Origin of the sequence: Gelidibacter gilvus, from assembly GCF_004115975.1 — a bacterium.
Lineage (GTDB): Bacteria > Bacteroidota > Bacteroidia > Flavobacteriales > Flavobacteriaceae > Gelidibacter > Gelidibacter gilvus.
In genome coordinates this window covers 752,655-772,743 of sequence record NZ_SDDZ01000001.1, presented here as the reverse complement: position 1 = coordinate 772,743, position 20,089 = coordinate 752,655, and the positions used below count along the sequence as shown (strand labels likewise).

Here is a 20,089-nt window from a genome sequence, read left to right as displayed (position 1 = left end):
TATGAAAGATAAGAGGATATTGTACGTGTCTTCCGAGGTTGTACCTTATTTACCTGAAACTGAAATTTCTTCAATGTCATTTGAAGCTCCAAGAATGGTGAATAAACAAGGAGGACAAATACGGATATTCATGCCCAGGTATGGAAACATAAATGAACGTAGACATCAGTTGCATGAAGTAATAAGACTATCAGGGATTAATTTAGTCATCAATGACTTGGATATGCCTTTGATTATAAAAGTGGCCTCCATTCCTAAAGAAAGAATCCAGGTTTACTTTATTGACAACGAAGAGTATTTTAAGAGAAAAGCCACCTTAACGGATGAAGATGGAAGTCTTTATCCTGACAATGATGAGCGTGCCATATTTTTCGCCAAAGGCGTTATTGAAACCGTAAAAAAACTCAATTGGGCACCGGACATCATCCACGTTAATGGATGGTTGGCGTCTTTACTTCCTGTTTACCTCAAAGAATATTATAAAAATGAGCCTTTGTTCACCGACAGTAAAATTGTGACCTCCATATACGATCAAAGTTTTGAAGGCACGTTAAGTACTGGGATGATTAACAAAGTGAAATTTGACAATATTGATGACGCAGCAATTAAAATCTTAGAAAAGCCAAGTTTCATCAATTTGATGAAGATTGCGATTGATTACTCTGATGCCCTCATAAAAGGCTCTTATGAGCTGGATCCTGAATTGGAGGATTATTTAAAAGCATCGGAAAAACCGGTTCTGGACTATTATTCCCAGGAAGACTTTGCTGAACCCTATGCAGATTTCTATAACACCAAAGTTCTTAAATAGTATAACAACACACTATTCGCTTCTAAATCCACTTACAGATAGTAATGAAAAACAAAAAAATCGCCTTAAAAAACCTATTTATCCTTGCTGTATTGATGACAGCATTCATTGCATGTGACAAGGATTTTGTATCTCTTGATTCAGATATTTCTGGTCTAAATAACTTTGATGTGGCTGACCTCAAGTATGATGTCATCGCTTATACCAATAAGCTAGAGCCTGTTCAGACCAACAATTTACCGTCCAATTTATTTGGTTTTTACAAAGACCTGGTGTACGGAAATAGCACCGCTAGTTTGGTTACGCAATTGTCGCCAGTCACAGCAGATCCACAATTTCCTAAGAAAATAAGATTGGATTCTGTAGTATTGACTATTCCTTATTTTAGTAAATCTACTGGAGTTGAGAATGATGTTACCTCTTATAAATTAGATTCTATTTATGGAAATGGTCCTATCAACTTTAAACTTTATGAGAACAACTATTTTTTGAGAAGTTTTGATCCGAATGCAGGATTTAACCAGCCTCAAAAATATTATTCTAACCGATCAATGTCTGCGTCAAGTCAAATCCCTTTAACTTCCTTACAAGGCACATTATTGAAAGATTCTATCAATTTTAAACCAAGTAACAAGGAAATCATACTTAAAAAAGGGGAAGAAATCACACGTTTGGCGCCATCGTTACGCTTTAAAATGGACACCACATTTTGGTCAAATAAAATTTTACTTAAGGGAGGTGACCCAGTATTGAGCAACGAAAATAATTTTCAAAATTATTTTAGAGGTATTTATTTTGAAGCGGAAGCTATCAACAATGATGGCACTATGATGATGCTTAATTTTGGATCTACCAATGCCAATATCACTCTTCATTACAGTTCACCACCTGCAGAAACAGCAACTGATGGCGTGCGGATTACAGGAACTTATAGATTAAATTTCCCGAGTTATAATCCAAACCCAACTAGTCCGACAAGTAATATCATTAATTTTTTAGATAACGATTTCTTTTTGAATATTCCTAATGGCAACCCAATTGCTGGCGATGAGAAATTATATCTGAAAGGCGGACAGGGCGCCATGGCCGTTATCAAACTATTTGAAGGTACTGATATGGATGCGAACGAAGGCACAATGACCGCTTTTGAAACGTTCAAAAACGATTTTGTTCAAACAGATGCTTCAGGAAAATTTGTAAAAGCGAAAAGGTTGGTCAATGAAGCCAATTTGATTTTTTATGTAGACCAAAGCCTTACGCAAGGTCAAGAACCAGATAGAGTTTTTATATACGATACCAAAAACAACATTCCCTTGGTGGATTATTACTTCGATTCTGCGGAGATTTCCAGAAGCAATCACCTTGGCGTGTTACAACGTGTCAACGACGAAGCTAATTCACAAGGTGTTAAATACAAAATCAAAATTACTGAACACATTAAAAATCTTTTACTGAAGGATTCCTCAAATGTTAGTTTAGGATTGGCGGTCTCTACCAATGTTAATGTAGAAGACGCCATATCACAAGGTTCTGTTCTAACTCCAACTAACAATTCTACCAAAAAACTACCTGTAAGCTCCATTTTATCTCCAAAAGGCACTGTCTTATACGGAAGTAACATAATAGGTGCCAATGAAAATAAAAAGTTATATTTGGAGATATTTTATACTGAACCAAATAACTAATAATCAACTTAATACCTAATAAAAGATGTGCGGAATTGTCGGATATATTGGCCATAGAGAGGCTTATCCTATTGTTTTAAAAGGATTGCAACGCTTAGAATACAGAGGCTATGACAGCGCTGGTATTGCTTTATATGATGGTAAAGACCTCAACTTATGCAAAACAAAAGGTAAAGTTGCTGATTTAAAGGAACTCTTAGAAAAAGAAATGTCCACCAGTGGAAAATTGGGCATTGGACATACACGTTGGGCCACTCACGGTGTTCCAAATGATGTCAATTCACATCCCCATTATTCCAATTCAGGTAATTTAGTGATCATTCATAACGGGATCATTGAAAATTACGATTCGCTAAAAAAAGAACTTATCAAGCGTGGGTTTACGTTTCAATCAGATACAGACACTGAAGTGCTGATCAATTTGATTGAAGATGTCATGAGCAATGAAAAGATCAAACTTGGAAAAGCAGTCCAATTGGCTTTGAACCAAGTTATTGGTGCCTATGCCATTGCAGTATTTGACAAAACAAAACCCAATGAAATTGTTGTAGCAAAATTAGGAAGCCCCTTAGCAATCGGGATTGGTGAAGGTGAGTTTTTTATCGCCAGTGATGCTTCTCCTTTCATCGAGTTTACTGACAATGCCATCTATCTTGAAGATCATGAAATGGCAATCATCAGATTAGATAAAGACATCAAAATCAGAAAAATACAGGATGACTCTTTGGTCAATCCATATATCCAAAAACTTCAACTCAATTTAGAACAAATCGAAAAAGGTGGTTACGACCATTTTATGCTTAAGGAAATTTACGAACAACCTTTAGCTATAAAAGATACTTATAGAGGCCGCTTATTGGTGGAAGAGGGCATCATTAAAATGGCTGGTATTGAAGACAATATGAAGCGTTTTCTAAATGCCGACCGCATTATTATTGTCGCCTGTGGCACCTCATGGCATGCAGGATTGGTGGCTGAGTATATCTTTGAAGATTTGGCAAGAATTCCTGTTGAAGTGGAGTATGCGTCAGAATTTAGATATAGAAACCCCGTTATTACTGAAAAGGACGTGGTGATTTCAATTTCCCAATCTGGTGAAACCGCAGATACATTGGCAGCTATTAAATTGGCAAAATCAAAAGGTGCTTTTGTATTTGGTGTCTGTAATGTTGTAGGCTCATCCATTGCAAGAGAGACCGATGCTGGTGCTTACACCCACGCAGGTCCTGAAATTGGGGTTGCCTCCACAAAAGCATTCACAACTCAAATTACAGTTCTCACCTTAATAGCTTTACGTTTAGCAAGAGCAAAAGGTACGATGTCAAGTTCAGACTATCGCAGACAGTTGATAGAATTGGAACTTATTCCAGAAAAAGTAAAACAAGCTTTAAAAGCGGATAAACACATCCAAGCCATTGCAGAATTGTATAAAGATTCGCGTAACATGCTTTATTTAGGAAGAGGTTATAATTTCCCTGTAGCTTTAGAAGGCGCCTTGAAATTAAAGGAAATCTCCTATATCCATGCCGAAGGCTACCCTGCTGCAGAAATGAAACATGGTCCTATTGCACTTATCGATGAAAACATGCCTGTCATTATCATCGCTACCAAAAAAGGACACTACGAAAAAGTCGTCAGTAATATTCAAGAAATCAAAGCCAGAAAAGGTAAAATTATAGGTATTGTAACTGAAGGTGATGTGAGTGTTAGAGAACTCGCGGATCACGTGATTGAAGTTCCTGAAACTTTAGAGAATTTATCGCCTTTATTAACTACTATTCCATTGCAACTATTGTCGTATCATATTGCAGTCCTGCTAGGAAAAAATGTAGATCAACCAAGAAACCTTGCAAAATCTGTCACTGTAGAGTAAGAATTCACATCGTGTTACTTTTACAGTAATGGCATATAACATCAGGCTAAAAGCTACTTTATAGTGGTTTTTAGCCTTTTTTTTGTTGTAATTGACAAATAGCTGCCACCTTTATTGCCAAATAATACTATGCATGCATAATTTTTTATGAAAAACAATTCAAAGTATCATTTTATTATTTATATTGGTATCCAAAATTAACTAATCTCCTAAAATGAAAACAATTCTTAAGATTATGATGCTGTTAAGTGTTACCCTCACTTATTCGCAAACCACAGTATCCGGAAAAATAACCGATGGAACCGGTCAACCCTTACCAGGTGCCAATGTTATTATTGTAGGCACGTCAACTGGTACAATTTCAGACTTTGATGGAAACTACAGTTTAACCACTTCTCAAACACCACCATTTTCAATTCAAGTAAGTAGTGTAGGATTTGAATCGGGAACAAAACAGGTGACCACAACAACCCAAAACCTTGACTTTCAGCTTCGCGAAGGCACGTCTTTGGATGAGGTGATTATTTCAGCTTCCAGAACACCGGAGCGCGTTTTTGAATCGCCAGTAACTGTTGAAAGATTTGGTCTTAAAGAAATTAAAAACACAGCATCTGCTGGATTTTATGATGGACTGGAGAATTTAAAAGGCGTTGATGTCAACACGAACAGTTTAACGTTTAAATCCATTAATACCAGAGGTTTCGCAACTTTTGCAAATACACGTTTTATGCAACTGGTGGATGGAATGGACAATTCCTCTCCTGCTCTGAATTTCCCAATTGGAAACTTAGTTGGAATGAATGAGACCGATGTATTGAGCGTCGAGTTATTGCCTGGTGCCGCATCTGCTTTATATGGTGCGAATGCCTTTAACGGTATTCTCTTTATGCGTAGTAAAAACCCTTTCGATTTTCAAGGTATCAGTGGTTACCACAAACAAGGTATCACTTCTCAAGATGCCAGTGGAGATAACACCTATAGAGATTCGGGTTTAAGGATGGCTTATAAATTCAGCGATCATTTTGCCGCAAAAGTAAACTTTGGATGGTTAAAAGGAACCGATTGGACCGCCAATAACTATGGTGGAAAACCTAGCGGTGGTGCCACGAGGGCAAGTATAGATTACGATGGTTACAATATTTATGGTGATGAAGTATCTACCAATATTAGAGCCGCTTCTGGAGGTTTAGGAGTTATTCCGGATGTTATTGTGAGCAGAACAGGATATGGAGAACGTGATTTAACCGATTACAATGCCGAAAGCATCAAAGCCGACTGGGGTCTTTATTTCAGACCTTGGGCCAATGATTTTGAAATTCAATATGTTGGTAAAATTGGTACAGGTTCTACTATTTACCAAGGAACAAATAGGTATGCCATTGATAATTTCACACAGCAACAACATAAGATTGAAGTAAGGAATGACAATTTCTTCGTAAGAGGTTATGTGGTTGCCGATAATGCTGGAGATTCATATGACATGGTTTTTACGGGGATTAATATTAACCGTGCTTGGAAACCCGATGCACAATGGTTTGGAGAATACATTCAAACTTATGCCGGCGCAACTTTTAGTGGTGCAACAGAAGCACAAGCCCATGCCGCAGCAAGAGCAGTTGCAGAAACAGGAAGATTAGAGCCAGGCACACCTGCTTTCCAATCGGCTTTCGATAGAATTATTAAAGATCCTGATTTTGCTACAGGTTCTCAATTTAAAGATCAGTCCAAATATTATCACGCTGATGGTAACTACAACTTCAGTCACTTATGGGATGTCATTGACGTTCAAGTTGGAGGGTCTTACAGAAAATATGAATTGAATTCTTCAGGAACAATCTACACGGATTTTGACGGCTCTATTCCTTATTCAGAATTTGGTGTCTATACCCAATTACAGAAAGAATTTGACTTAGGCGCAGAAATGAAATTGAAATTGACAGGTTCTGCACGTTATGATAAATCGGAATTTTTTGATGGTTTTCTTTCTCCTAGAATCTCTGCAGGTTTTACGGTGAACCAAAATCATAATATTAGAGCTTCTGTACAAACAGGTTTTAGAAATCCAACTACTCAAGATTTATTTATTGGTTTAGATGCCGGTCGTGCCGTATTGGTAGGTTCTGCCCCAAGTAACTTAGACCGTTACGTTAGAGATTATCCAGTGAGTGCTTCAGGTCAGATTGGATTCGGACAACCAGCTCAAATTACCCAAACAGGAGGTGCGGCGTATACAAATTCATATTTAGCATCTTCTGTAACTGCTTTTGCCCAATCTGAAAATCCTGCCGATTTAAAAATTGGAAATTCAGCACTTGTAACTCCAGAAAAGATTACAACTGCCGAAGTTGGATATAGAGGTAAGCTCAATAGCGTGATCGTTGACATGAGCGTTTATTACAACAAGTACCAAGATTTCATTTCCGGTGAAGTTGTAGTTGCTCCTTTATATGGAACTGCTGGCGACAATGCCTTATCTATAGCTGCTATTGCCAATGGGGATTATAAAGTTTATCAAACCTACACCAACTCAAGAGCAGATGTTAATTCTTATGGTGGTTCTATTGGTGTATCAACAAAGGTTTTTGGAAATTTTGATTTGGGTGGCAGTTACACTTATACAAAACAAGATTTTGACCAGGCAGCATTCCCTGATTTTAAAACAAGCTTTAACACTCCAGAGCATAAAACGAAAGTCAATTTCGGAAACACGGAGTTGTTTAAAAACTTTGGATTCAATACAGCTTGGAGATGGAGTGACGATTACTACTGGCAAGCTACGTTCGGAGATGGTGCAATCCCAGCCTATCATTCACTTGACGCACAAATTAACTTTACCGTTCCTACGATAAAATCTACATTTAAGGCAGGTGCAACCAACGTTCTTGGTAAAGAGTACTTTACGGCTATTGGTACCGGGTCAATCGGATCTATGTATTATGTGTCTTGGACTATCAACAACCTATAAAAAAACGATATAATGAAAAATATAAAATATTTACTACTGTCCGCTATCCTAGTTGCTTTTACAGCTTGTAGTGATGATGACTATGATTACAACCCAGCGCCCGAACCATTACCGGAGCTGACCGCTGGTTCCGTTGACTTTTCAAAATATGTAGCGGTAGGCGCATCTTTTTCTGCCGGATATACAGACAATGCTCTTTTTATCAAAGCGCAGGAAAACTCCTTCCCTAATATTCTATCTGGAATATTTGCCAATGTTGGTGGAGGTGCATTTACACAACCATTAATGAAAGATAATATTGGAGGCTTTGTTATGGGTTCTACTGTAGCGGTAGCACCGAGACTCTATTTAGATTTAACAGGAGCCAGTCCAGCGCCAAAATTGCTAAATGCTGTTCCAACAACTCAATTAACTGAAGTGTTATCAGGTCCGTTTAACAATTATGGCATCCCTGGAGCTAAAAGCTTTCATTTAGGGATCCCTGGATATGGTGCTTTAAATCCTTATTTTGGACGTATGGCGTCTAGCGCGTCAGCCACTGTTCTTGGTGATGCTGTAGCCCAGAACGCAACATTTTTCACACTTTCAGAAATTGGTGGAAATGACGTGTTGGCTTATGCTACTTCAGGAGGTACTGGAATCTATCAATTAGGCAACTTAAATCCTGCAACTTACGGCAGTAACGACATTACAGATCCAAATGTGTTTGCCGCTTCATTTTCGGCCGCAGTCAACGCATTAACAAGTAATGGTGCAAAAGGTGTTGTTACCAATGTACCTTACATTACGAACTTAGCGCATTTTACAACCGTACCACACAATCCATTAAGCCCAGCAAATCCTGCTTTTGGTCCTCAAATTCCAATGTTGAATAGCATTTTTGGAGCTTTGAACCAAATTTTCGCGGTAATTGATCCGTCCAGGGTTATCGTTTTTTCAGAAACGGCCGCAAGTGCTGTGGTTATTAATGATGAAAGCTTAACGAATATTGCACCACAAATTGCAGGCGCTTTAAATGCGAGTCCAACCTTTCCTGCATTTATCGCACAATTTGGTTTACCACCTCAAGCAGCACCATTAGTAGCTAATTTATTAGCGAGCACTTATGGTCAAGCAAGACAAGCTACTGCCGGTGACTTATTGGTTTTACCAAGCAGCAGCGTTATTGGTACTGTAAATATGGCATCTGTAGCCGCTCTAATGGCTCAAGGATTACCTCAACAACTTGCCGGACAGTTTTCTGTAGAAGGCGTTACTTTGCCTTTAGCTGACAAATGGGTACTTATCCCAAGTGAGCAGGCAAATATCAAAGCAGCTACTGATTTATACAACCAATCTATTGCAGCCATAGCTGACCAAAAGGATTTAGCCTTAGTAGATTTTAAAGGCATTCTACAAACTGCAACGGAAACTGGTTTTTCTGATGGTGACTTTATATTCACTACAAAATTAGTTAGTGGTGGATTGATAAGCTTAGATGGCGTCCACTTAACATCAAGAGGGTATTCACTCATGGCTAACGAATTTTTAAAAGCTATTGACGCCAAGTACGGCTCCAATTTTGTTGCGGCTGGCTATAAAGCTAAACCAGGAGAATATCCAACAAACTATAACCCAGCATTAAGATAATTGAGACTAAGACTCATAGATTAAAACACCTTTCAAAAGAAGGTGTTTTTTTTTGCTTAAAAAACGCCGAAAACCACTTTTTAATTAGTTAAAAAATCATATCTTTGCAGCGCGAAAAACGAAGTACCCAACTTGATTGGGTAAGTATATTTTCGCTTTATATTTAATTCAACATTAAACAGATAAGTAATGTCAAAAGTTACAGGTAAAGTTGCACAAATCGTTGGCCCAGTAATCGACGTAGCGTTTGAAGCGGGTTCAGAGCTTCCAAAAATCTATGATTCTTTAGAAATTAAAAGACCTGATGGTTCTTTATTAGTATTAGAAGTCCAATCTCATATTGGTCAGGATACTGTTCGTACCATTGCGATGGATTCGTCTGACGGACTCAGCAGAGGTACTGAAGTACTTGCTACGGGTGCTCCTATTCAAATGCCAATTGGTGAAGATGTTTACGGACGTTTGTTTAATGTTATTGGTGATGCTATTGATGGATTGGGTGATTTACCTAAAGCCGGCGACGCTGGTTTACCTATCCATAGGCAAGCCCCTAAATTTGAAGATCTATCAACTTCAACAGAAGTACTATTCACAGGGATCAAAGTAATCGACTTGATTGAGCCTTATGCAAAAGGTGGTAAAATTGGTTTATTTGGTGGTGCTGGTGTTGGTAAAACGGTTCTGATCCAAGAGTTGATTAACAATATTGCAAAAGGTCACGGTGGACTTTCAGTATTTGCTGGAGTTGGAGAAAGAACTCGTGAAGGAAATGACCTTTTGAGAGAGATGTTAGAGTCTGGCATTATTAGATATGGTGACGACTTTATGCAATCTATGGAAGAAGGCGGATGGGATTTATCTAAAGTGGATAAAAACATCATGAAAGAATCCAAAGCAACTTTCGTATTTGGACAGATGAACGAACCTCCTGGAGCTCGTGCGCGTGTGGCATTATCAGGATTGACTATTGCTGAGTATTTCCGTGATGGTGCTGGTGAAGCGCAAGGAAAAGACGTGTTGTTCTTCGTTGATAACATTTTCCGTTTTACACAAGCGGGTTCTGAAGTATCAGCATTGTTAGGTCGTATGCCATCTGCGGTAGGTTACCAACCAACATTGGCAACTGAAATGGGTGCCATGCAAGAGCGTATTACGTCAACAAAAAGAGGTTCCATTACATCAGTACAAGCGGTATACGTTCCTGCGGATGACTTAACGGATCCTGCACCTGCTACTACGTTTGCCCACTTAGATGCTACTACTGTATTGTCTCGTAAAATTGCTGAGTTAGGTATTTATCCTGCGGTGGATCCATTGGATTCTACTTCACGTATCCTAACTGCTGAAATTTTAGGGAACGAGCATTATACCTGTGCACAAAACGTAAAAGAGTTATTGCAACGCTATAAAGAATTACAAGATATTATTGCTATTCTAGGAATGGAAGAGCTTTCTGAAGAAGATAAAATGGCTGTTGGACGCGCAAGACGTGTACAACGTTTCCTTTCACAACCATTCCACGTTGCTGAGCAATTTACAGGGATTCCTGGAGTGTTGGTTGATATTAAAGAAACCATTAAAGGATTCAACATGATCATGGAAGGTAAATTAGACCACCTTCCGGAAGCAGCCTTCAACCTTAAAGGAACAATTGAAGAAGCTATTGAATCAGGCGAGAAAATGCTTGCTGAAGCGTAAATGAGTCCTCAGTCTTCAGTTTTCAGTCTTCAGTGGCTGCAGACTGAGGACTGTAGACTGCAAACTATAGAAATATGTATTTAGAAATTGTATCCCCTGAAGCCTCACTTGTTAGTGGTAATGTTGAAAGCGTTACCGTTCCAGGTATTGAAGGTGAATTCCAAATGTTGAACAATCACGCCGCTATTGTTTCCATTCTTGGAAAAGGTCCGGTGAAATTCAAGGGCAATGCTACTATTGCGGAAGGACAGGAAGCAAACTTCACACAAGAAGACGGAAGTTGGGTTATGTACATTAACAGTGGTACTGTTGAAATGAAAGACAATAAAGTGATTGTATTGGTTGACTAATCAAAACTCACTTATTTTGAATAAAAAAAATCACGCCCGAAAGCGTGATTTTTTAGTTTTAGACTTTAGAATTTAACCAAGTCGCACGGTTCTCTTTTATCTTTTTGGTCAGTTCCTTGGCGTTATCTTCCATCAGCTTCAGTTCGTAAACCACATCTGTGGCAATGGTGAGCATTTTTTCATTTTGAGATCCAAAACGCTCATATATTACCGTAATCTTCTCTCCTACTTTAAACGTATCTAATATGGAATTGATGCTTGCATTTCCGTCCAAGTTAATTTCTCCAATTTTGAGAATTTTATCCCCTTTTTGAAATCCCGATGTATAAGCGGAAGATCCTATTTTAGGATTGGTCATAATTCTCTGACTCCTAACTGACGCACCAAAATCAATCTCGTTTTTGATTTCCAAGCTCAAGCCCACCTGTTTAAAAGCCTTTTTGTAATCTGGCATGCCACTTTTAAAAATGTAATTATTAAAAAAGTAATCGCCAAATTCCTTTCCTGCAAACTGATTTAAACTTTCATGCAGGTTCTCGACGGTATAGGGAATTTCAGTTTTCCCATAGGCGTTCCAAACCAAGGTCATATAATCATCAAGATTCAAATTCTTTTCTCTTAAGGATAAATCCAACGCCAATCCCAACATACTTCCATATGAATAATAGGAGATAAAGGTGTTTTCTCTGTTGGTATCATCCACTGATCTCGCAGCATCTACAAAAGGCGCTTGGTAGCTCATCTCAATAGGTGTAAAAAACTGTCTTCCCGGAGAAGTCCATACATAGTTAAAGGTTCTTACCAGTCCGTCAATATATTTTTCCTGACTCATAATTCCAGATCTCACCAAAGACAAATCATCATAATAACTGGTAAACCCTTCAGCAAACCATAAATCGCCACTCATATTAGCTCTTGAAAAATCAAACGGTTCCAAGGATTTTGGACGCAGCCGCTCCACATTCCAAATATGAAAAAATTCATGGGCAACAGTTCCAATATTCATTTCAACACCTCCTTTTGACAAACTTCTTGAACTTGGAATTGACGTAGAATTCCGATGTTCCATCCCATCTCCAGTAGCATTTGGCATATAACAGGCCAAGAAAGTATATTCACCATAATCAAAGCGTGGTAATTCACCAAATACTTGCTTCTGTTCTAAAACCACGTTTTTGACTTTCTCGAAGTAAGCATCCAATTGTTCATCAGAAGCGGCATCATCATGTAACACAAAAACTATGTTTTGATCTTTTACCTTAAAAGCACGTGTTCTGAAATTGGCAATCTCTACTGGACTGTCCATTAAATATTGAAAATTCTGAGCATAATAGGTGTTATCTTGTTGATGCTTGAGTTGGGTGGCAATTTTCCAATTCAGATCTTCCCTAATATCGAAAGTCACCTCTATTTCTTGTGCTTCAAGTTCTGGAACATAGATAAAGGTGGCTGGTAAATTTAAATGGGCATGTGTTTCGTCAATCTGTGCATACGTGCCATCGCCGTGATTGGCAAATAAGGTATAACTCACCTTAATGGTACCATCATGACCTTTAACCTTCCAAGAGTAAGGATCTGGCCTCGTCGCTATCAGTTCCTTTCCTTTTCCGTCGGTTACTTTTACATTGTAAACATTCTTCGCAAATTCATGCAAGGCGTATCGACCAGGTGAAGAACGACTCATGGCAAAAGTAGCTTCATCTGCTTGAAGATTAGTAAAGGTTGCGTTGATGTTTGCTTCGTGATGTGTCGCATTTTCAAAAGAAATCTTGTATTTCGAAGAGATTTGTGCCTGAAAAGCAAAGGAAGACAGAAAAAAAATGAAGGAGAAAATAGTTCGAATCATGGATTTTGACATTTTGATTCTCAAAGATACAATGTTTTTTAATCCTTTTCAGACCTACAACTCCCGATGTTATTTGATAAAAAACCTCGCAGAACCGACTTATTTCTCAGAGGTTCTCGAAACTGGCGAGGTCTAAGGGAAGTTAATCTTTAATGAATTCCAAAATATCACCTGGTTGACACTCTAAAGCTTCACAAATAGCTTCTAAAGTTGAAAAACGGATTGCACGTGCTTTGCCTGTTTTTAGGATGGAAAGATTGGCGGTGGTAATGCCTACCATATCGGCAAGTTCATTACTTTTCATACCCCTTTTCTCAAGCATTATATCTAGATTAACTATTATCGGCATGGCTATATCGTTAATTCGCTGTCATCCTTAAAATTCTTTGCATTCAAAATGACATCACTTTGGATGATAAAAAATAAGCCAATAGTGATTATAAAAAAAGATAGCGTGATGTCAGAATCATATAAGGCTATCTTTCCCGTCATAATTTTAACTAACCAAACCATTAATAATAGTACTAAACTAAAAATACCCGTTACAACAAAATATAATCCACTCCTTTTTAAGTGGTTCACAACTATCAAATCAAAATACTTATTTACTAATAAATATCTGGCCACTTTCCTTAAATGGTAAAGCCCCAAAATAAAAATGATATAAGTCAAAAAACTTAAGATCAAAACCAGCCATAAGGCCCAACTCCATTCTACGACAGGCTGATCAATCATTTGAATTTTAGTATCTCCAAAAGGCATCACAATAACAAGAGTAATAACACCAATGAATTGGAAGATAAACAAAACATCTACCAGCGTTTTAAAAAGTATATTTCGTTTCATAATTATATCGTTAATTCATTGTCTACCTGATTTGCCTGAGCTTGCTTAAATATTTCTGCTAGGATATAAAACGCCAATCCAGCCGGAATCAATAATGAAAAGCCTTCTTTCAATTGCTCCATCGCTACAAATCTGCTTCCCTCCACAGCGGCCAAAATCATTTTTAGTATAAAAACATTTATGGCATACCCAATGAATATATTACCCACCTTCTTAAATGAGCTTATATTTTTATCACTAAAGTAATTGCCTTTTTCTATTTCTTTTAAAATCGAAAGAAAATAAGTAAATCCATAAATCAAATAGCCTCTCCAGAAAAAGAGTCCCGCGCTTATAGCATAATAACTCCATTGCAAAGCGTTTTCTGAAGTCCACCATGGCGCATTCTTATCCGCTGTTAGTGCCCAACTTTGAAACTCCTTGAATTGCTCAAAATTGAACTCTCGTAGTTCATTCAATAAAATGGACACCGAAGTCAGAATAACAACATAGGTGACAATACTCAGGATTTTGGTATGATCTTTCATAAAATTATCGTTTAACAATAACGAATGTAAATAAAATTATCGATAAACAATAACATTAAAAATTTATTTTATAGGCAAGTAGATTTTAAAACCATCTAAAGGCCTCGTTTCTTAATGAAATCATACACAAAGAATTAAGTGCAGACGAGGATTTCACATAAGCAAAAACATTTTCTGTCATTCTTATAGCATGGTTTATAATATATAATAATTTTATAAATCCATTTCCTATATTTGTTTTATGGCTGATGCTCATATAATTGTTTCAGGTAGTAAACGTCCGTTTTGGCAAATTTTTATTGCCTCGCTCATTTTCACCTTCGCTGCCGTACTTTTGTTATGGATTATTTATAACACTTTTCTTAGACCAGAAATATACTTAACCTCCATTATCTCATCAAGAGTTGTAATTTATCTTATTGCTATAGGTACTTTCTTTTCTTTTAGAAAGAGTGTATATATTGATCTCGGTCAGTCCAGGTTCCGATCAACATTTGAAATTGGCCCTGTAAAACTGGGACAATGGAAAACCATCCATAGTTATGAATACGTCTCTGTTTTCCATCAACCATTAAAAAATGGTGACAGAATTTTTGAAATAAATCTATGGTATGACACTAATAAACATTGGGAATTATATGAAAAAAATAACGCCAAGGAAGCGTTTGAAATAGGCTATGAAATTTCAGAGTATTTACAGATCGATCTATTGGATGCCACGGTTCCCAATGACTTTCGATTTATAGATAAATCACTTTTAAGACAGAAAATAAATGGTGAAATAAGTTAAAAAAATACACTATAGATTAATATTTAGACCAATTAAAAATCCATTTTTTCAATTAAATAATCCTCTTCAAATGGAGGGTTTGTCCTCTAAGGATTATCTAGGGGCTTATTTTCAACAGAAAACTACCCTTGTCCTATGAAAACCGAAACATTTACAATCGTTGCGATATTTCAATATTCTACGGAAGCACAGATCATCAAAGGCAGATTGGAATCGGATGGCATTAAAGTCTTTCTATCTGATAATCTTACCATTGATACAGATCCATTGGTCAGTAAAGCCATTGGAGGTATTAAACTGAAAGTCCTCTCCCACCAAGCCATAGAAGCTCAAACAATTTTGAATTCCATTCAACCCTACTCTTTGGATGATAAAGGAAACTCGATTAAATGTCCGAATTGCAGGAGTACTCACGTCGAACTATTCTCTACGATTAAAGACCTGAAATCACTTTTCTGGTTTCTTTTTGGAATCCTATTTTCATCACTGCCATTTTATACCAAACATAAATATAGGTGTGAAATGTGCGACACAGAGTTTGATTTAAAATAAAGTAACCTCAGCCAAACTCAGAAATCAAATTAGAAAAACAACATCTTCTGTAACAAAAAACCGAATTTTACTACCTATAAATAGAAGATTGACAATAACCTTGGAACTTCTCCTTAAAAAAAATTGAAGTGACGGTTTTAATAGTCTTACATTAGAAATCTAACCCATGTTTCTATTGAATAGAATTACCTAAAGCATTGGAAGATCATGGTGAATACGCTTTCAATATTATTATCAAAATAAATGGTCTAAGATTTTTAAAGTCTTATATTCCATTTTTAAATTAAAAATTATCCGACTATGATGGAGTGGTTTTCAGATTTAGAATTGTTCGCCAAGTTTTACTGGGTCATCGCCCTTATTGGCTCTCTCGTGTTCCTTTTCATTGTTATCATGACCCTTATGGGATTTGATGGTGGCGAGGATTTTGATGATGTTGACACATCGATTGATACCGATACTGGCATTGAATTTCAATTCATTTCACTTAAAAATCTCATCGGTTTTTTTACCATTTTTGGATGGACGGGAATTGCCTGTATTGGCGAAGGATTTTCAAAACCCATTACGGTCTTAATTTCGGTAATTGCCGGTTTGATCATGATGACCATTATGGCTGCGATGTTCCATTATATGAAAAAACTCACCGATAGTGGCACACTCGATTATAAAAATGCCATTGGCGCCATTGGCGAAGTTTATTTGACCATTGGCGAAAACCGTTCAAGAATGGGCAAGGTCAGTGTGCGTGTTCAAGGCACTTTGAGAGAGCTTGAAGCACTTTCAGATTCCTTTACCGAATTGAAATCTGGCACCATTATTAAAGTTGTGGATGTCACCAGTAACGGTATCCTAATTGTTGATCAAACCATTAAACCAATAGAACCCTTTAAACCAAAAACCTATGAGATTCCTGCTGACACAAGAGACGTTTAATTTAGGACTGCCCATTGCAGTCGTTGTTGCGATCCTCTTTATTTTTGTATTTTTAATCATCCTTATCAGACGCTACAAACGCTGTCCTTCTGACAGAATATTAGTGGTTTACGGTAAAGTTGGTGGTGGCCAATCTGCCAAATGTATTCATGGTGGCGCTGCCTTTATTTTTCCTGTGATTCAAGATTATTCGTTTTTGACCTTGACGCCTATGTCTATTGAGGTCAACTTGGTAAATGCACTTTCAAAACAAAATATACGGGTCAACGTCCCTTCCAGATTTACCATTGGTATTTCAACAGAACCGGGCGTAATGCAGAATGCTGCCGAACGTTTATTGGGTTTAGGAATGAGTGATATCCAAGAATTGGCCAAAGAAATCATTTTCGGTCAATTGCGTTTGGTTGTAGCTTCCATGGACATTGAAGAAATCAACAACGATAGAGATAAATTTTTGACGAACATTTCACAAAGTGTAGAATCGGAATTGAAAAAAGTAGGTCTTAAATTGATCAACGTCAATATTACTGATATTGTTGACGAATCTGGATATATTGAAGCTTTAGGAAAAGAAGCTGCCGCCCATGCCATCAATGCGGCTCGTAAGTCGGTTGCCGAAAAAGTAAGAGATGGATCTATTGGTGAGGCCAATGCCGTACAAGACCAAAGATCTCAAGTAGCTGCGGCGAATGCTCAAGCAGTTGAAGGTGAAAATACGGCCAAAATTGCGGTTGCAAATTCCGATTCCTTAAGACGTCAACGTGAAGCAGAAGCAGACCGTGTGGCTACCGCATCTGAAAAAGTACAAACAGCAAAAGGACTGGAAGAATCCTATGCTGCCGAGAAAGAAGCGGAAATAGCTAGAGCGGAACGCGTGCGCTCCTCTCAAATGGCTGACATTATTGTACCAGCCGAAATAGACAAACAAAAAGTAGAAATTGATGCCGAAGCTGATGCAGAACGTATCCGTAGAAGAGCGAAAGGTGAAGCGGATGCTATTTTATTCAAGGCGCAGGCAGAAGCCCAAGGTCTTTACGAAGTCTTGACCAAACAAGCAGCAGGTTTAGATCAAATTGTGAAAGCCGCCGGTAACAACTCCAAAGATGCGGTATTGCTATTGATTGCTGATAAACTACCAGAATTGGTAAGAACACAAGCGGAAGCCATTAAAAACATCAAAATTGATAAAGTAACCGTGTGGGAAAACGGCGGCAACGGCGATGGGAAATCATCAACTGCAAATTTCCTTTCAGGCATGTACAAATCAGTGCCACCATTACAGGACATGTTCAATATGGCCGGAATGGATTTACCAGAGTATTTAAAAGGAAAAGAACTCTCTGATGTCCAAAAGGAGGCTCCAAAAAGTAAAAGCACTCCAAAAAAGGATGAATAAGCATTTTTAAAGAATGAAATATGCTGTTTTATTTGGATTATTAACCACTTTGGGATGTACGACTATGAGTCCAGTTAAAAACGCCTTATCTTCGGATGATGTCAAAATAAATAGAATAATGAAAGACCTGCCTTCGCACGAAGTGCAGGTTTTCTTTTCTGAAGTCGTTCGTGATAAAAATGGCCAGGTCAGCTTTAAGGAAGATCAATTTCAGGTAAACGATAACAATTATTTTTATCCTGCCAGTTCTGTGAAATTACCAATAGCCATATTGGCTTTGGAAAAGTTGAACGAAAACAAATTGCTCGATAGAAACACGACCTATCAAATAGAAGGAGATAGCCACACCTCAACCTTCTCCAAAGATATTATCGAGATTTTTGCGGTAAGCAGTAACGCTGCTTCCAACCGATTATTTGAGTTTTTGGGTCAGGATGAGATCAACCTTCGACTTAACGCTAAAGGCATTCCCGCTAGAATCTCACACCGTTTGTCCACACTAAATTCTGACGATTTGGTGACCAAGTCTCTTTCCTTTTACAATGATGAAGAAATTATTTTGAAGACAGAATCCCTCAACAACCTAGCCATTGCTCCCTTGTACTTGAATCTGATAAAAAAAGGCATTGGATACACCGTTGGCGACAGTTTAGTCAATCAACCGATGGATTTTTCAGATAAAAACTATTTGCCAATAAGTTCCCTACATGGCATTCTAAAGCGGTTGATATTCCCAGAACTGTTTCCTAAAGATCAGCAATTTCATCTCTCAGAAAATGATCGGCAATTTTTGATTCATGCCATGGGAATCCTTCCAAGAGAAGCCGGTTATATTACAGAAGACTATTATGATAGCTATGACAAGTTTTTCGTTATTGGCGATAGTAAAAATCCCATCCCTGAACATCTGAAAATTTATAATAAAGTAGGTTATGCATATGGCTATTTAACCGATTGCGCCTATATCGTAAATAGCAAGACAAAAAAAGAATACCTTATCACAGCCACCATCCATGTCAATAAAAACAAAATTTATAATGACGGTATTTACGAATATGATGATGTCGGCATTCCTTTTTTGGCAGCATTGGGGCGGCAATTGGTTCTGGAAGGTCATTGAAAATGGAGAGTTTTTGTTATTTTCAAAACAAACGGATATAACATACAGACCAACTGATGACTAGCGTGAAAACACCCAAATATTTAACATTCCTTTTCAACCATTCAGCTACGATTGCTTAACTTTGCAAGCTAAACCTTAATGTATTGGCACTAGATCTACAAGACATCCCTCGTGTAAAAACTATTACCAAAGAGGATTTTATAAAGCACTATTTCAAGCCACAAAAACCTGTTGTGATTGAGCGCTTTATTGAAGAATGGCCTGCCTATGAAAAGTGGCGACTAGACTACATCAAGGAGATTGCAGGAGATAAGATCGTACCACTTTATGACGATCGTCCTGTACATCATAAAGATGGATTTAATGAGCCTCATGCCAAAATGAAAATGGCAGATTATATCGATCTTTTAAAACGTGAACCGACTAAATTTCGAATTTTTTTATGGAACGCCCTAAAGGAAATACCTCAATTACAAAAGGATTACTCGTACCCTGATTTTGGGCTAAAGTTGATGAAGGGCTTACCTATGCTATTCTTTGGCGGCGAAAACTCTCATACATTCATGCATTATGACATTGATCTCGCCAACATTTTCCATTTTCACTTTGAAGGAAAAAAACTGTGCATTCTCTTTGATCAAAAGCAAAATGATTATCTCTATAAGATTCCACATTCGCTGATTACCCGTGAGGACATTGATTTTTCAAATCCAGATTTAGAAAAATGGCCAGCGCTTAAAAAGGCAAAAGGTTATAGAACAGAATTAAAACATGGCGAAGTACTTTACATGCCAGAAGGGTATTGGCATTATATGAAATATCTCACTCCAGGGTTTTCAATGAGTTTACGCGCTATTGCCAGAAACCCAAAAAACTTTGGGCAAGCCGTTTATAATATTGTGGTCATGCGGCATTTTGATACTTTAATGCGCAAGCTACAAGGTCAAAAATGGATTGATTGGAAAAATGAAAAAGCCATTAGCAGAACCCTAAAGAGTTTAGGCTAAATACTTAGTGCAGTATTAAAAACATAACTATCTTTGCACGAAATTTTAATCAAAT

At 37.6% G+C, this 20,089-nt stretch carries 17 protein-coding genes; 13 read left to right on the top strand and 4 right to left on the bottom strand.

Annotated features, from left to right (window positions below):
• The first annotated feature begins 1 nt into the window (after nucleotide 1).
• The 7 genes from ESZ48_RS03295 (at nucleotide 2) to ESZ48_RS03265 (ending at nucleotide 11,011) form a co-directional block, all read left to right on the top strand.
• Nucleotides 2–811 (top strand): glycogen/starch synthase, encoded by an 810-nt coding sequence (locus ESZ48_RS03295; RefSeq protein ID WP_129015867.1) that lies wholly within the window; start codon nucleotides 2–4, stop codon nucleotides 809–811.
• A gap of 44 nt (nucleotides 812–855) precedes the next feature.
• Entirely contained in the window at nucleotides 856–2,496 is a 1,641-nt protein-coding gene (locus ESZ48_RS03290) for a DUF4270 domain-containing protein (RefSeq protein WP_129015866.1), read from the top strand.
• A gap of 25 nt (nucleotides 2,497–2,521) precedes the next feature.
• Nucleotides 2,522–4,369, top strand: coding sequence for a glutamine--fructose-6-phosphate transaminase (isomerizing) (gene glmS / locus ESZ48_RS03285; RefSeq protein WP_129015865.1), 1,848 nt, complete (start codon nucleotides 2,522–2,524; stop codon nucleotides 4,367–4,369).
• A 214-nt stretch (nucleotides 4,370–4,583) separates the two neighbouring features.
• Entirely contained in the window at nucleotides 4,584–7,334 is a 2,751-nt protein-coding gene (locus ESZ48_RS03280; protein ID WP_129015864.1) for a TonB-dependent receptor, read from the top strand.
• Between the two features lie 12 nt (nucleotides 7,335–7,346).
• Nucleotides 7,347–8,963 carry an SGNH/GDSL hydrolase family protein gene (locus ESZ48_RS03275; protein WP_129015863.1) on the top strand — a complete coding sequence of 539 codons (1,617 nt, stop codon included), beginning with the start codon at nucleotides 7,347–7,349 and terminating at the stop codon, nucleotides 8,961–8,963.
• 189 nt (nucleotides 8,964–9,152) lie between these two features.
• Nucleotides 9,153–10,661: a F0F1 ATP synthase subunit beta gene (gene atpD / locus ESZ48_RS03270; protein ID WP_129015862.1), complete on the top strand. Its 1,509-nt coding sequence runs from the start codon at nucleotides 9,153–9,155 to the stop codon at nucleotides 10,659–10,661.
• Between the two features lie 74 nt (nucleotides 10,662–10,735).
• Entirely contained in the window at nucleotides 10,736–11,011 is a 276-nt protein-coding gene (locus tag ESZ48_RS03265; protein WP_129015861.1) for a F0F1 ATP synthase subunit epsilon, read from the top strand.
• A gap of 58 nt (nucleotides 11,012–11,069) precedes the next feature.
• On the opposite strand, the gene ESZ48_RS03260 is transcribed toward ESZ48_RS03265, so the two are convergent.
• The 4 genes from ESZ48_RS03260 to ESZ48_RS03245 form a co-directional block, all read right to left on the bottom strand.
• The gene (locus ESZ48_RS03260; RefSeq protein WP_223266341.1) at nucleotides 11,070–12,857 is read right to left on the bottom strand and encodes a M61 family metallopeptidase; all 1,788 of its coding nucleotides are present in this window, start codon (nucleotides 12,855–12,857) and stop codon (nucleotides 11,070–11,072) included.
• 142 nt (nucleotides 12,858–12,999) lie between these two features.
• Entirely contained in the window at nucleotides 13,000–13,206 is a 207-nt protein-coding gene (locus ESZ48_RS03255) for a helix-turn-helix domain-containing protein (protein ID WP_129015860.1), read from the bottom strand.
• A gap of 2 nt (nucleotides 13,207–13,208) precedes the next feature.
• A complete protein-coding gene (locus tag ESZ48_RS03250) occupies nucleotides 13,209–13,703 on the bottom strand; it encodes a DUF2975 domain-containing protein (protein ID WP_129015859.1) in 495 nt (164 codons plus the stop codon).
• A gap of 2 nt (nucleotides 13,704–13,705) precedes the next feature.
• Nucleotides 13,706–14,230, bottom strand: a complete 525-nt coding sequence (locus tag ESZ48_RS03245) for a DUF2975 domain-containing protein (protein WP_129015858.1) — start codon at nucleotides 14,228–14,230, stop codon at nucleotides 13,706–13,708.
• A 241-nt stretch (nucleotides 14,231–14,471) separates the two neighbouring features.
• Between ESZ48_RS03245 and ESZ48_RS03240 the strand changes: the two genes are divergently transcribed.
• The 6 genes from ESZ48_RS03240 (at nucleotide 14,472) to ESZ48_RS03215 (ending at nucleotide 20,034) form a co-directional block, all read left to right on the top strand.
• Complete coding sequence (locus ESZ48_RS03240; protein ID WP_129015857.1) at nucleotides 14,472–15,020, top strand: hypothetical protein; 549 nt, start codon at nucleotides 14,472–14,474, stop codon at nucleotides 15,018–15,020.
• 135 nt (nucleotides 15,021–15,155) lie between these two features.
• Nucleotides 15,156–15,572, top strand: coding sequence for a DUF2007 domain-containing protein (locus tag ESZ48_RS03235; RefSeq protein ID WP_129015856.1), 417 nt, complete (start codon nucleotides 15,156–15,158; stop codon nucleotides 15,570–15,572).
• 300 nt (nucleotides 15,573–15,872) lie between these two features.
• Entirely contained in the window at nucleotides 15,873–16,508 is a 636-nt protein-coding gene (locus tag ESZ48_RS03230) for a hypothetical protein (RefSeq protein WP_129015855.1), read from the top strand.
• Nucleotides 16,477–17,904, top strand: a complete 1,428-nt coding sequence (locus ESZ48_RS03225; RefSeq protein WP_129015854.1) for a flotillin family protein — start codon at nucleotides 16,477–16,479, stop codon at nucleotides 17,902–17,904. Before ESZ48_RS03230 ends, ESZ48_RS03225 begins: the two co-directional genes overlap by 32 nt.
• Before the next feature lie 13 nt (nucleotides 17,905–17,917).
• Complete coding sequence (locus tag ESZ48_RS03220) at nucleotides 17,918–19,024, top strand: serine hydrolase (protein WP_129015853.1); 1,107 nt, start codon at nucleotides 17,918–17,920, stop codon at nucleotides 19,022–19,024.
• Nucleotides 19,025–19,170: 146 nt separating this feature from the next.
• A complete protein-coding gene (locus ESZ48_RS03215) occupies nucleotides 19,171–20,034 on the top strand; it encodes a cupin-like domain-containing protein (RefSeq protein WP_129015852.1) in 864 nt (287 codons plus the stop codon).
• The last annotated feature ends 55 nt before the right edge of the window (nucleotides 20,035–20,089 follow it).

Bases quoted from the DNA above. Each gene is read 5' to 3' on its own strand.
- ESZ48_RS03295 (WP_129015867.1), top strand. From the start codon at position 2: ATGAAAGATAAGAGGATATTGTACGTGTCTTCCGAGGTTGTACCTTAT.
- ESZ48_RS03290 (WP_129015866.1), top strand. From the start codon at position 856: ATGAAAAACAAAAAAATCGCCTTAAAAAACCTATTTATCCTTGCTGTA.
- glmS (WP_129015865.1), top strand. From the start codon at position 2,522: ATGTGCGGAATTGTCGGATATATTGGCCATAGAGAGGCTTATCCTATT.
- ESZ48_RS03280 (WP_129015864.1), top strand. From the start codon at position 4,584: ATGAAAACAATTCTTAAGATTATGATGCTGTTAAGTGTTACCCTCACT.
- ESZ48_RS03275 (WP_129015863.1), top strand. From the start codon at position 7,347: ATGAAAAATATAAAATATTTACTACTGTCCGCTATCCTAGTTGCTTTT.
- atpD (WP_129015862.1), top strand. From the start codon at position 9,153: ATGTCAAAAGTTACAGGTAAAGTTGCACAAATCGTTGGCCCAGTAATC.
- ESZ48_RS03265 (WP_129015861.1), top strand. From the start codon at position 10,736: ATGTATTTAGAAATTGTATCCCCTGAAGCCTCACTTGTTAGTGGTAAT.
- ESZ48_RS03260 (WP_223266341.1), bottom strand. From the start codon at position 12,857: ATGATTCGAACTATTTTCTCCTTCATTTTTTTTCTGTCTTCCTTTGCT.
- ESZ48_RS03255 (WP_129015860.1), bottom strand. From the start codon at position 13,206: ATGCCGATAATAGTTAATCTAGATATAATGCTTGAGAAAAGGGGTATG.
- ESZ48_RS03250 (WP_129015859.1), bottom strand. From the start codon at position 13,703: ATGAAACGAAATATACTTTTTAAAACGCTGGTAGATGTTTTGTTTATC.
- ESZ48_RS03245 (WP_129015858.1), bottom strand. From the start codon at position 14,230: ATGAAAGATCATACCAAAATCCTGAGTATTGTCACCTATGTTGTTATT.
- ESZ48_RS03240 (WP_129015857.1), top strand. From the start codon at position 14,472: ATGGCTGATGCTCATATAATTGTTTCAGGTAGTAAACGTCCGTTTTGG.
- ESZ48_RS03235 (WP_129015856.1), top strand. From the start codon at position 15,156: ATGAAAACCGAAACATTTACAATCGTTGCGATATTTCAATATTCTACG.
- ESZ48_RS03230 (WP_129015855.1), top strand. From the start codon at position 15,873: ATGATGGAGTGGTTTTCAGATTTAGAATTGTTCGCCAAGTTTTACTGG.
- ESZ48_RS03225 (WP_129015854.1), top strand. From the start codon at position 16,477: ATGAGATTCCTGCTGACACAAGAGACGTTTAATTTAGGACTGCCCATT.
- ESZ48_RS03220 (WP_129015853.1), top strand. From the start codon at position 17,918: ATGAAATATGCTGTTTTATTTGGATTATTAACCACTTTGGGATGTACG.